The sequence below is a fragment of the Pseudoxanthomonas sp. UTMC 1351 genome (assembly GCF_040948865.1).
GTDB lineage: Bacteria > Pseudomonadota > Gammaproteobacteria > Xanthomonadales > Xanthomonadaceae > Pseudoxanthomonas_A.
Genome location: NZ_JAVGJT010000030.1, coordinates 74,149 through 85,273 on the forward strand (window position 1 = coordinate 74,149; position 11,125 = coordinate 85,273).

At 62.3% G+C, this 11,125-nt stretch carries 15 protein-coding genes; 1 reads left to right on the forward strand and 14 read right to left on the reverse strand.

The features are described from left to right. Position 1 precedes the first annotated feature (1 nt). From AB6O04_RS17570 to AB6O04_RS17605, 8 genes are all read right to left on the reverse strand, one after another. On the reverse strand, positions 2 to 625 hold the full coding sequence (locus AB6O04_RS17570) for a DUF3164 family protein (protein WP_368565528.1): 624 nt from the start codon (positions 623 to 625) through the stop codon (positions 2 to 4). A 115-nt stretch (positions 626 to 740) separates the two neighbouring features. Further along, positions 741 to 1,037: a hypothetical protein gene (locus AB6O04_RS17575; RefSeq protein WP_368565530.1), complete on the reverse strand. Its 297-nt coding sequence runs from the start codon at positions 1,035 to 1,037 to the stop codon at positions 741 to 743. A gap of 35 nt (positions 1,038 to 1,072) precedes the next feature. Continuing rightward, on the reverse strand, positions 1,073 to 1,399 hold the full coding sequence (locus tag AB6O04_RS17580; RefSeq protein ID WP_368565532.1) for a hypothetical protein: 327 nt from the start codon (positions 1,397 to 1,399) through the stop codon (positions 1,073 to 1,075). Then, positions 1,386 to 1,736, reverse strand: coding sequence for a hypothetical protein (locus tag AB6O04_RS17585; RefSeq protein WP_368565533.1), 351 nt, complete (start codon positions 1,734 to 1,736; stop codon positions 1,386 to 1,388). The genes AB6O04_RS17580 and AB6O04_RS17585 overlap by 14 nt, the downstream gene beginning before the upstream one ends. A 3-nt stretch (positions 1,737 to 1,739) precedes the next feature. Continuing rightward, positions 1,740 to 2,462, reverse strand: a complete 723-nt coding sequence (locus AB6O04_RS17590; RefSeq protein WP_368565535.1) for an AAA family ATPase — start codon at positions 2,460 to 2,462, stop codon at positions 1,740 to 1,742. Between the two features lie 2 nt (positions 2,463 to 2,464). Beyond that, the gene (locus AB6O04_RS17595; protein ID WP_368565537.1) at positions 2,465 to 4,732 is read right to left on the reverse strand and encodes a Mu transposase C-terminal domain-containing protein; all 2,268 of its coding nucleotides are present in this window, start codon (positions 4,730 to 4,732) and stop codon (positions 2,465 to 2,467) included. Continuing rightward, entirely contained in the window at positions 4,732 to 5,193 is a 462-nt protein-coding gene (locus tag AB6O04_RS17600) for a hypothetical protein (protein WP_368565539.1), read from the reverse strand. The genes AB6O04_RS17595 and AB6O04_RS17600 overlap by 1 nt, the downstream gene beginning before the upstream one ends. 42 nt (positions 5,194 to 5,235) lie before the next feature. Continuing rightward, positions 5,236 to 5,604, reverse strand: coding sequence for a transcriptional regulator (locus AB6O04_RS17605; RefSeq protein ID WP_368565540.1), 369 nt, complete (start codon positions 5,602 to 5,604; stop codon positions 5,236 to 5,238). A 207-nt stretch (positions 5,605 to 5,811) separates the two neighbouring features. Between AB6O04_RS17605 and AB6O04_RS17610 the strand changes: the two genes are divergently transcribed. Next, complete coding sequence (locus AB6O04_RS17610) at positions 5,812 to 6,354, forward strand: helix-turn-helix domain-containing protein (protein WP_368565543.1); 543 nt, start codon at positions 5,812 to 5,814, stop codon at positions 6,352 to 6,354. A gap of 634 nt (positions 6,355 to 6,988) precedes the next feature. Here AB6O04_RS17610 and AB6O04_RS17615 read toward each other — a convergent pair. The 6 genes from AB6O04_RS17615 to AB6O04_RS17640 all read right to left on the reverse strand — a co-directional run. Further along, positions 6,989 to 7,621, reverse strand: coding sequence for a response regulator (locus AB6O04_RS17615; protein WP_368565557.1), 633 nt, complete (start codon positions 7,619 to 7,621; stop codon positions 6,989 to 6,991). Between the two features lie 195 nt (positions 7,622 to 7,816). Then, a complete protein-coding gene (locus tag AB6O04_RS17620) occupies positions 7,817 to 8,410 on the reverse strand; it encodes a PilZ domain-containing protein (RefSeq protein ID WP_368565545.1) in 594 nt (197 codons plus the stop codon). 2 nt (positions 8,411 to 8,412) lie between these two features. Then, positions 8,413 to 8,733 (reverse strand): hypothetical protein, encoded by a 321-nt coding sequence (locus tag AB6O04_RS17625; protein WP_368565546.1) that lies wholly within the window; start codon positions 8,731 to 8,733, stop codon positions 8,413 to 8,415. Continuing rightward, positions 8,733 to 9,149 carry a flagellar export chaperone FliS gene (fliS, locus tag AB6O04_RS17630; RefSeq protein ID WP_368565549.1) on the reverse strand — a complete coding sequence of 139 codons (417 nt, stop codon included), beginning with the start codon at positions 9,147 to 9,149 and terminating at the stop codon, positions 8,733 to 8,735. The genes AB6O04_RS17625 and fliS overlap by 1 nt, the downstream gene beginning before the upstream one ends. Before the next feature lie 46 nt (positions 9,150 to 9,195). Continuing rightward, entirely contained in the window at positions 9,196 to 10,560 is a 1,365-nt protein-coding gene (fliD, locus tag AB6O04_RS17635; protein WP_368565550.1) for a flagellar filament capping protein FliD, read from the reverse strand. A gap of 470 nt (positions 10,561 to 11,030) precedes the next feature. After that, on the reverse strand, positions 11,031 to 11,125 hold a 95-nt coding region (locus AB6O04_RS17640; protein ID WP_368565558.1), incomplete at its 5' end, for a flagellin.

Below are 11,125 nucleotides of genomic sequence, written 5' to 3' on the forward strand. Positions count from 1 at the left end.
ATCACGCTCCCGCTACGTCGAGTGGGATCGCGTGATACTGGCCGCTTTCCTCGTCGCGTTCGTAGATACGCACATATGACTTGGAACCCACTACTTGCACCGCGTCGCCGATCGCCTGCATCGCCCGGAGCCAGCGCTCGTCGGTGATGTCGAGCCGACGCAAACCCAGCACCTGAGCGGTGCGGATGTTGCCGGCCTTGTCCACGCGGAACGCGTCCTGGACCAGCGTGCGCACTTCGGTGCGCGCGCCCTCGGTCCATTCGCGCAAGCATTCATCGATCAGGCTTTTCGCTGCCTGCAATCGTTCATCGAAGACGATGGCCTCGGCGATGGCACGCTGCACCTTGTAGCGTCCATCGAAGGACAGCAGCGAGATGTTGCCTTTGGTGCCGCCCAGCTTGACCCCGTAGGCCTCGGCGCTGAGGGAGACGAACGCGGCGATATCGTTGAACGACTCCGTCTTGAACTTGCCGATCTGGGTGCTCAGGTCACGGGCCTTGGCGACCAGTTCTTGCACCAGTTCGTCGCGTTGCAGGTCGATCGGTCGGATTTGGCTCGCTGCGACCAGGCGGCCTTGGTTGTCCTGGCGATAACCAGCGGGAATGTCGGGGTGCGGCTGTGGCATGGAAGTCTCCAGGGTTACTCCGCCAGACGGCGGAACGGATCGATAAGGTCGCGCAGACGCTCAGCCACCACGGGCGGTGGCTCGTCGTCATCGAATGGCGCGGGTTCGGATTCAGTCATGCGCGTCGCATCTGGCATAACCGGTGCTCGCTGACCTGCCATTCGACCTGGCAGCCGTGGAACGGCGCGGCGATGACGGTGCGGGTCACGCGTCCGATGGTGATGCGCCGCTTCATGGAACCGCTCAGGAACCCATCGCTTGGCGGAGGATCAATCGTGATCACCGGGCGGCGCTGCTGGATATCGATGGCGCGCACCTCACAACCATGCTCATCCAGGCGGTCCAGCGCGATCAGCGCGGTGTGCAGTCCTTCATTAAAAGGACTGTTAAACGCGTTCAACAGGGTCTTCATAGAGCGGTCCTCAAAAGTGGAAGGGCAAGCGGGTTTCATTCCGCCCCTCGCCGGTGCTTACAGGTGGGGCACGTCCGCGAGAACTGCACGCGCATGTGATTGGTGCTGGCGAATGGTTGGCGTTGGTATTCCAGGCAGCGGTTGCGTGGCAGGTCGCCGATGACGGGGCACTCGACCGTCAGGCCCATCAACGCCCCTTCCACCTTCTGTTGGACCGCACGCGAGTCGCCCTTGTAGGTGCCACTCAATACCTGGCTGACGACGGTGGCGCTGTAGCCGATCTCGGCGGCAACCACAGATTGCTTGCGGGCCTGGCAGGCGGCACGTAGCACGTCGAGCCAGTCGGGCTCATGGATTTGCATTGAGGGAGTACTCCGTGTCGGTGTTGTGGTCGTACAGGACGGTGCGACGCTTCATGATCGAGGGGGCAATGGGACCGCTGTCGCGGACCAACTGATAGCTCGCGGGCATGCGTCCGCCGGTACCGCGCCAAACGCGCAGGAAGCCCGTGCGGGTCAGCAAGCTGGCGTAGGTGCCCACGGTGCTGCTGGTAGTGGTTTCGACCACCGCGACCAGATCGGCGACGCTGAAGCGGCGCAGGATGCGCATGGCCTTCCAGATCTTGTCGGACTGATGACGCCCGCCCGCTGCCCGCGTCATGCAGATGCGACGTGCGAATTTGCGCGTCTTGCGTGACATCGGTCAGCCCCGCGTTCCGCGAGTGCTGGCGCCAAGGAAGAAGTCCGCGGTCTTGGGCCAGTCGGCCAAGGCGATCTCGCTGCCGCCGCGATTGCGCGCGTGCTGCTCGATCTTGCCCAGGCCGACGACGATGTTGCGGATGCTGCCGGCAGCGCGGGTGTGCAATTCGGCAATCAGATCATCGGCCACAGCGACCTCGCATAGCTCTCTGGCCAGCTGACGGGCGTCTTCGATGGAGGCAGGTTTGAACTCGATCCATTGCGCCATGCGGCCCGCCAACTGCGGACTGAGCGAGATCCGGCGGTCGATGCCGGCCATGCCTACCAGGATCACCGGCACGCTGGACAGGTCATGCACATCGCGCAAGGTGTCGATCAGCCGCTCCTGATTGACGACGTAGTCGGCCTCATCGACAAAGAGCGGCCGGCCGGTTTCAGCCAGCTTGTTGACGATGGCGTCTACCGTGCGGGCGATGCGGTTGTGGCTGGCGATGTGCAACTCCCGGCAGATCGCTTCCAGCAAGCTGGTGGGCGTGCTGGTCCGCAGCGCACGGACGAATACGCCGTACTGCCGAGTGGCGAGCCAGGCGATGCCGGTGGTCTTGCCCAAACCGCTGGCGCCATAGCACAGGCCCATCCCGGGCATGCCTGGCGCACGATTAAGGAGGGCCTCGCCCGCTTCGGCCAGATGCTTGATGTTGCTGATCGGTACTATCTTGGAGCGCATGCTCAGTTCCCTTGTTGTGCTTGCAGAAGGCGGTCGCGCTCGGTGCCGTTGGGCAGTAGCGCGGCGGTTTCGGGCGCAAGGCCCTGGGCTTCGGGTCCGAAATACTCGAAGACCATCCAGCGGCCCTTGAACTCATCGCTGTTGACGTAGTTCTTCAGGCGGTGACGCTGTATGTCGTCGCGCTCTTCGGGCGCTTTCATCAGCACCTCGATGGCCCAGGCGAAGCGCTGCTCGGCGGTGTCGTCCTGCGCCTGCTCGCGGCGCAGTAGATGGGTCACGTCGTCCACGTCGGCGATCGTGGTGGGCGCTATGTCGGGGCGGCCGGCGGGCTGAGCATCCAGCGCGTCAGCGGCGATGCTGGCCGCTTCGAGCGCCGGTGTCAGGTGGATGACGTTGGGCGCCGGCAGGGCGGATAGTGCGGCGTGCTGCTCGGCCTTATGAATCAGGATTTCCCGTGCAATGTCGCCCGTATTGGCCTTGCGCTTGGCCGCACGCATCTCGGCCTTGGCCTGCTGGACCTGCTTGGTCTGGCGGGCCTTGCTCTCAATCGCAATCTCGCGCTTGGACACGCCCGTGACTTCCGGGCACTCGGCTACGCACAAGAATTGCTCGTGGTGATAGACCACGGCCCGCCCAACATCCGCGTCGTCGACGCGCACCAATACCGGTTGGCCGATCACGCTGGCCAGCTCCGGCGCGATGTAGACAAGCTTGTCCACTCGCAGACCTTTCTTGGTCACCGTGCGCTGCTCGCCCTCGCCGAGCAACAGATCAAGTGCGCGCACGTCTCCGACGCGACGGACGACGTCGCGCAACTCGGCATAGCGTTGGAACGGCGTGATGCCGTTGAGGCCTTCATGTTCCTCGTGCGCGTAGTAGGCCTCGCACCATTGGTCGCAGAACTGCTGCAGCTCGGCGGCGGTTAGCTTCAGCTCGATGACTTCATTCTTCTTGAACAGCCGGTCGGCGAAAGCCGTGCGGGCGCGGATGGCTTGCGCCTCGGCAACGTTGTGGCCGCTGTAACCGGGAAGCAGCTCCAGAAGGTTGTGACTGAAAGAGCGGAATGCGCGTTCGATGTTGCCCTTTTCCCAGGGGCTGAACGGTGCGCTGAAACGTGGCTCGATATGCAGGCCAGCGAGCAACGATGCGACGCGGTCGCTGGCGTAATCGCGACCGTTGTCCATCTTGACCGCTTCCGGCACGCCCCATTCCAGGATGGCCCGCCGCATGACTTGGCATACCGCTTCGGCCGTGCTGGTCTTAGTGACGTGCAAGCGCAAACCGCGCCAAGCCAGATCGATGACGCCGACCAGGCTGTAGCGACCATCGACCAGTTGCAAATCGGCCGGGCTGCTATCGAGTTGCCATAGCTGGTTGGCGCGGGTGATGCCATCGGTCAGGCTGCCAAAGCCCGCCATGTAGCGGTTCTTCCACTGATCCGGATTGGTCTGGGCGAGGAAGTGCTCCGCGTTGTCGGTTTTCCACTTCTTTAGCCAGCGCTGCACGCTGCGCAGATCGAGCGATGGCACGTCGGAATGCGCGAAGCGGGTCTGGATAGCTACGTGCACCAGCTTGCCGCTGATGTGCGGTTTGTCGGCGAGCAAGCCGATCACGAAGTCGCGTAGCTCTGGATGCGTATCCAATGCGCCGGTGCCCGCGCGATTGCCGTAGGCACCCGCCAGCGCCGCCGGCCCCTGTGATTGGATCGTGTTGCGCCAGCGACGCAGGGTGCGTGGGCACAGGTCCGCGCCGGTGTGTTGGCGCACGGTTAGCGGCACCGTCAACTCACCGCTGTTATAAGCCGCACAGAAGTCGACCATTGCCGCGCACTTGCCGAGCGCCCGAGCTTGGGCGAAGGCGCCAAGGCGTGCGACCAGTTCCAACTTGGCGTCCATGCGCGCTTTACGCTTGCCATCCAGGCCTGCAGCCTCGATGGCGCCACGCTCGCGCTGGCGTTGCTCAACCGCGCTGTCGATGGTTTTGGTGATGGCCAAGCGGCGTGCCGTGGCGACACCGGCCTGATAGTGGGCGCTCGCGGAGATGGTTTCGGCAGCACGTAAGGCAGCGGTGCGATGCAGGGCGTCGCGCACGTCAGGTGGCAATGTGGTCTTAGGGTAAAACCGCTTCTGGCCCCCACGGCCGGCGCGACTTTCGAAGAACCATTCTTCCCTGGTTGCACGTTTCTCGACGACCGTCTTATGGCGACCGAGCGCCGCTGCTATGGCTGCTAAGTCGAACGCCTCCTGCGCGCGAACATCACCGTCAGCCACTACGGCACCCGGCGGCGCAGATCGCGCAGTTGCTTAAGCTGCGCGGCGGCGCTGTCCATCTCGCGGCTGACCCGACCGATCTCAGCGTCCAGTGTTTCGGCGCCGACTAGGAAGCGCCCGCCGCGTACGCCCGCGTTCCACTGCGTCAGCAGCGTGCTGCTACAGACAGTCTCCAGCACCGGCGCCACCCACAGCGGCACGTTGAATTCCTCACGGCTCTCGGCGGTGTACCCATCGAGCATGGCTTTGCTCACATCCTTGCCGGTGAGCCGACTCGCGCGGCTGGCCACCTCGTAGCGATCGATGCCCGAGGCCGTAGCGTCCGCCAGCATCTGGCTGACCAATGCGCTGACGGGACGTCGATAATCCATCGAACCTTCAATCAGCGCGGCGGCACGCGGGATCGAGAACAGATCGCCCGTGAAGCTATCCGGGCTAATGGCGCGGGCACGGCGGCTCATGGTCGTCCGTCCGCTGGAGTCGGCGACCGATAGATATGAGGGCTAGTCATGCTGTCCCGCCTTTTGCGGATTGCGGCCCGTCAAGGGGGTGGTAACCTTGTCAATAGGTCGTTGGCCGCGCATGGGCGCACAGCCAAATCGCCGGTTTGGTTGGCCGTTAGTGTCGTAGCGGGTGGGCCAGATCAGCATCGGATGACTGACGCCGAGATAGCGCGCCAGGATGGCTTCCGCCTTGGGATAGGGCCGGCGGGAGACTTCCCCCAGCGCATTACCGTCCGAGTAGTCCTCCGCCTTCCCAATTTGTCGCAGGCTCCAACCACGCTTACGTAGCGCCGCCAGTACATCCGCCCAGTGCCAGTCCTGCAGTTCGCGCTGCGCGGCTGGTTTTTTCAGGTTTGCCGAAGTGGTCATTCGATGTCTTAAACATGAGGTATGTATGTGGGACAAATATAGCTACAAACGTAGCGACAGTCAATACGTTCGTGGTGATTGCGTGGCTGCGGCACTTCGGGATTCCAGTACGAACGTAGTTATCGTGGCGTTTCTGTTGACGTATCAAAGACTTACCGAAAGTGCCGCAATATGCCCTGGTGCGGCGCTTTATGCGGTGCTTTCGCCATGAAAAGTGCCGCGCGACCAATGGAGTCGCTGGGCGCGCGTCTTCGCTACGTTCGTGGTGATCGCTCGCAGGCGGTATTCGCTCAAGAATTAGGAGTGGCGGTCGCCACGTACCGGAATTACGAGTCCGATGTGCGCGTGCCCGATACCGCTCTAGCTGCTGCTTTAGTTGGACAAGGCTGGAACGCCAACTGGCTGCTGACGGGCGACGGGCCGGAGCGGCTGGAAGCCCTTCAGGACAGATCCCAGGCAGATGCAGACGATTCGCTCGCTACGTCTCACGAGGTGAGCGAGGACAACCTGATCATCGCGCTTGAATTGGCGGACGAAGCGGTGGCGGCGACGATAGGAGCGGATCGGCCGCCCCGTCTGCTTTACGGCCGCTTGCTGCGGCTGCTCTATGAAGGCATAACCCACGGATTGCCCGTTGCCGAGGTGCGATCAATCGGCGGGCAATTTGCCCGAGCTTTATCTACGGGAAGGGTCTCTAGCGATGACAGTGAAAAGGAACTGGGTCGGACAGGTAAGCAACGTTCTGGCTGACATTCTGAAAAAAAGCGAGCAGGACGCCGGTTGCCCAGCGCAAACGACGCAGATGATGACTGGCGAGCCTTGGGTAGCTACGGCTGACAACCTAACCGTGCGACAAAGCGCTCGTGACAGGGCGTTGCGAGAGATCAGGCGGATCGCGGTCCGTTATGTATGGGGAACGCCAGAAGTCGTGCTCTGGCTGGACGTGGCCAAAGTCGAATCAACGAATAGCCTCTCTGATTCGCAGGTCGAACAACTGCTTGCCCGCATGCGGCTACTCGATGAGTGCTCTAAGAATGACTGGGAGCCGCCAGACTCGCCCGCTGCTCCCTAATGTCAAACCATGCGTCGCTCTATGGGCTCAGCCCCGGGCGCCGACAAAATCATCTGTCGCGCCAAACGTCATCAGACGTTATCTCAATTCCCCTTAAAACCCTTATTTCACAAGCTTTTTGTGCCGTTTTTTCCCGGCTTATCCCATGTAGTCCCGGATAGGCAATCCAACAGTCGCGGAACAGCCAGCGCCAAGAACTAAAAGCAGAGAGGAAACACGGACCTTTAAGTCGTGCGCGCAGCGCACGCTACGTTCGGCATGCACACCAGGCCGAGACAGAAGAAATCAAAACAACAGAAAAAAAGATGCGGACTACGTCAGCTCATGCTGGTGACGCGCCGCCAACAACAGCAGATCATTGGCGCGGCGGCAGCCCAGTGACTCCATCATTCGCGCGCGGTGGGTTTCCACCGTCTTGACGCTGATGCCCAGCACCGCGGCGATTTCCTTGCTGCTCATGCCGCCACCCAGCTTGCCCAGAATCTCGCGCTGGCGCGGCGATAGGGCTTGGATACCGGTGGGGCGAGCGTTCGCCAGCATGGGCGCCAGCATCTTGGAGGAAACCTGCGGGCTCAGAAAAACCTGGCCGGCAGCCGCGGCGCGTAGGGCAAGCTCCAGTTCCATCGGTGCCGCTTCCTTGACCACGAACCCGGCGCAGCCGCGATCGAGCGCACTGCGGACCTGGGTCGGGTCGTTGTGCATGGACATGATGACCACTTTGGTCTGCGGCAATGCTTCCTGGAGCGGTCGCAGGATTTCCAGACCGCTGCGGTCGGGCAGCGACAGATCCAGCAGGATCACATCGGGGCGGTGGATGATGCCCAGGTCGATGGCTTGTTGGGCGTTGCAGGCTTCCGCTACGACCTCGACATCAGGCAGCGATTGCAGCAGACGGCAAATGCCGGCCCGCACAAGGGTATGGTCATCGACGATCAGGACACGCACGGGGGAAAGTTGTAACCGGTATTGTGATTCGGTAGTCACAATAGCCGGCTCACGCTCCTACGCCAAGCGTCCGAGGCGAAGGGATGCCGATTCCAGACTCGAATCACAGTTCGGCGGTTGCGCGGCATGGTGGCCGTGATGTAGGGGTGACGATGCGCCGCGAGCTTGCGGCGATCTGCGCGCAGCAACGAAGCGTCAGTCGCGATCGCTGTCGAGCGCGGCCTGTCGGGCTTCGGCGATTTGACGACGATGCTGACGGAACAAATGACGTTCCAGTGCATCCTTCAAGCCCGCGTTGAGCGCACCAAAGCGCAGCCACAAATGATGTTGCTTCTCACTTCCGATTGCCTGCGCCAATACATGCACCGGCAATTCAATGTGGTCGCTGAGCCAGGCGACAGGTTGCAACAGCACGACACCGCCTGTTCCCGCAACGCTGTCCACGGCTTGTGGCAGATCGAGGCGCAGGCCTCGGTGCGACCAGCGCAGCGGGCAGACGGGCAGGGCATCTTCTCGTTGGCGCGCCAGTTTGCCTAGAAGCCCAAGGATGAGGTCCAGCTTGGCTTCCATGCGTTGCATGGATTGGGGCAGTTCACCGCGGTCTTCCGGATCTTCGTTGCGAAGGTCTTCGGCGACGGCCAAGCCGTGCAGCAGCGCCTCGGATTGCTGTTGCAGCAACGGCCGGTCGCCGGCGACGAAGCGCACCGGCAGCCAGGCTTCGCAGGTCAGCGCGGCACTGAAGAGTTCGGTCTCCGCCGGATGCTCAAGCATGGGCACTTTGTTCGGCATGATCAGGTCTCGGCAGTGACCAGATAGGCGCGCGTGGCGCGGTCGGCTTTGGTGGAAGCCTGCATCAGCCCGGCAATTTCATCCCGGGATTTGCGCAAGTTTCGCTCCAATCCGTATTGAGCGTGCAGTAATGCCGCCAGCTGCTCGTGAGTGGCAGCCCGGCCGGCGGGACTATGAATGAATTCGCGGACTTTGCGATCGTGCTGCACCAGCGAATGCTCCACCACCTGCAACTCTCCCTTCTGCAAATTGGTTTGCATGGTCTGCAGATCGGCGAGCAGCTCGTCCAATGTCATCGCCGTTTCCATCAGGGCCGCTTCCATCAGGCACTCGCGGCCACGGCCGGATGCTGGCGCTGTTCGGATGGAATGGCATTCCAGGCCGACTCGATTTCTCCCAGCAGCTCCAGCGCTTCACGCAACGCGGATTCGTCGTTGTTGAGGTTGGCTTCGATAAGCCGGCCTTGCAGGTAGTCGTAAAGCGAAGAGAGACTGCTGGCGATTTCGCCGCCGGCTTCGTGGTCCAGCGATCCGTGCAGATGGCCGATGATGGCGCAGACTTCGCCAATCGCCTTGCCCTTGCGTGCCAGATCGCCACGAATGACGCAGGCTTCGGCCAAGCGGATGCGATCGCAGGCGCCGGCCAGCAGCAGTGCCACCAAGCGGTGCGGATCAGCTTCCATGACCGCGCTGCTGAGTCCGGTCTGGCGGTACTGGGCAGCGTATGAATTTGGCGACATCCTATTTCTCCTGAGGCATCGGTTGGCGTTGACGCCGGTCGGATTGCTAGCTGGTTTGCGCCGCCAGGGCGGCGAGTTGTTGGGCGAGATAAGAGCTGGTGCTGTTCAATTGCGCCACCATCGAGTCCATGGCGATGAACTGCGCCTTGTAGCGATTGCCTACCGCTTCCATGCGTGCGTCCAGGGCGGTGCGGCGTGCGGCGACATCCTTGAGCTGCGCGTTGAGCCCATTGGTGCGTTGAGTGAAGGCGCCTTCGCTGCCCACATAGCCACCCACCGTACCCAGCAACTTGTCGGCGAAGCCGCCATCGCCGGTGAGCGCGGCGCGGACTTTCTCCGGGCTGGACGCCATCAATGCGTCGAACTTGGCGGTATCCAACACCAAACTGCCATCCGAGGTCGGATAGCCCTTGGTCTGCAAGCCCAGTGTCTTGGCGTCCAGTCCCTGCTTGGCCAGATCGCCAAGCAGATTGCCCAACGCGCCGCGGAGCTGGCTGGCAGCGCTGCGTATCTGTGCGTCGCCGGTCAATGCGGAAGGCGCATCGTTGGCGGCGTCGTATTTGGTAGTGGCGCCAATCGCCGCGATAGCGGCGTTGTATGCGGTGACGAAGTCCTGCACCACTTTGCGGTTGGCGGCGGCGTCGCCGGACACCGTGACGGTGCTGGTACCCAGGGTTTTCAGGTCCAGGGTCAGGCCCGGTACGGCATCGGTGATCTTGTTGGCGCTGGCGGTAATTTCCAGCCCGTCGATATTCACGCGCGCGTCTGCGGCCGGGGTGCGTTCCACCAGGCCGGTGACCAATGCCTGCAAGTCGGCGCCGCCTTCGGCGACGCTGATCGACAACGTGTTGGCGGCACCGGTTTTACCCGAGGACACCGATAGGTACTGGCCGTCGTTGGAGGTCAGCACGCTGGCCTGAATACCTTTGCTGGCAGCCGCGGTGTTGATGGCGCTGCGCACGTCCGCCAACGTACTGTCCTGGGCAATATCGACGCTGAGCGTTTCCGTGCCCACCTGCAGCGTCAACTTACCGGCGCCGAATTTCTGGTCGGCCGCGGTCGGCGCGTTGCCGACCCACTTGCTGGCGCTCGCCAGGGCGAGCACTTCTACGGCATAACTGCCGTTGGGCGTACTGGTGCCAGCGGCAGCGGTCAGGACGGTTTCGGTACCGGATTTCACGGTACGGGTGTCGAAGGCCGTATTGGCTTTCAACGCTTTGAGCGCGGTTTCCAGCCCGCTGAAAGCGGAACTGACGGTGCCCAAGGCGGACAATTTGAACTTGGTGCCGGTTTCCAGGCGGTTGAGGCTGGACTCGACAGGCGCGCGATCCGCGGCCACGAGCTGGGACACCATGCCATTGATGTCCAGGCCGGTGCCAATGCCGCCATAGCCCATTGAATAATCTGCCACTGCCGAGCCTCCTGTCGTTTCCCTTCCGGTCGTTCTGTTTTGGAACGGGACATAGGGACGATCCCTGCACCGTCAACGATGCGGTCCCGCCCGTATATCCAGTAACGGCCCCACAAGGCCGATCTTTAGGCCCGCATTTCTCCGTCTCCCACTGCCGCCATGACATCGGCCGGTCAGTGAGAAATGCGGGCTGGTTTGGGGAGATGCAGGGTTTGTGCCACTGGGAGCAGAAGCGGGAACGGGGAACAGGGAACAGGGAATGAAAGATGGCCGGAACTGAATTTTCATCGCTACTTCAGTCGTTACCTAAACGCACTCCAACTCGATCATTCCCCGTTCCCTGTTCCCCACTCCAAACAAAAAAGCCCTCCTCCGTTGCCGGAAGAGGGCTGAGTACTGCCAAGACGGAGGGAGACGAATCCGTCCGTTGACGACAGAGAACTTCTTACAAGGTGTAGCGTTGTGGAGCGTTAGCGGAGCAGGCTGAGCACGTTCTGGGGCACCTGATTGGCCTGGGCCAGCATGGCCGTACCGGCCTGCTGCAGGATCTGGGTGCGGGTCAGTT

What these genes read in the sequence shown, in the direction of transcription:
- AB6O04_RS17625 (WP_368565546.1), bottom strand. Translation starts at nt 8,733, where the DNA reads ATGGAAGCGGCCCTGATGGAAACGGCGATGACATTGGACGAGCTGCTC.
- fliS (WP_368565549.1), bottom strand. Translation starts at nt 9,149, where the DNA reads ATGTCGCCAAATTCATACGCTGCCCAGTACCGCCAGACCGGACTCAGC.
- AB6O04_RS17585 (WP_368565533.1), bottom strand. Translation starts at nt 1,736, where the DNA reads ATGTCACGCAAGACGCGCAAATTCGCACGTCGCATCTGCATGACGCGG.
- AB6O04_RS17580 (WP_368565532.1), bottom strand. Translation starts at nt 1,399, where the DNA reads ATGCAAATCCATGAGCCCGACTGGCTCGACGTGCTACGTGCCGCCTGC.
- AB6O04_RS17575 (WP_368565530.1), bottom strand. Translation starts at nt 1,037, where the DNA reads ATGAAGACCCTGTTGAACGCGTTTAACAGTCCTTTTAATGAAGGACTG.
- AB6O04_RS17610 (WP_368565543.1), top strand. Translation starts at nt 5,812, where the DNA reads ATGAAAAGTGCCGCGCGACCAATGGAGTCGCTGGGCGCGCGTCTTCGC.
- AB6O04_RS17570 (WP_368565528.1), bottom strand. Translation starts at nt 625, where the DNA reads ATGCCACAGCCGCACCCCGACATTCCCGCTGGTTATCGCCAGGACAAC.
- AB6O04_RS17605 (WP_368565540.1), bottom strand. Translation starts at nt 5,604, where the DNA reads ATGACCACTTCGGCAAACCTGAAAAAACCAGCCGCGCAGCGCGAACTG.
- AB6O04_RS17600 (WP_368565539.1), bottom strand. Translation starts at nt 5,193, where the DNA reads ATGAGCCGCCGTGCCCGCGCCATTAGCCCGGATAGCTTCACGGGCGAT.
- AB6O04_RS17590 (WP_368565535.1), bottom strand. Translation starts at nt 2,462, where the DNA reads ATGCGCTCCAAGATAGTACCGATCAGCAACATCAAGCATCTGGCCGAA.
- AB6O04_RS17620 (WP_368565545.1), bottom strand. Translation starts at nt 8,410, where the DNA reads ATGCCGAACAAAGTGCCCATGCTTGAGCATCCGGCGGAGACCGAACTC.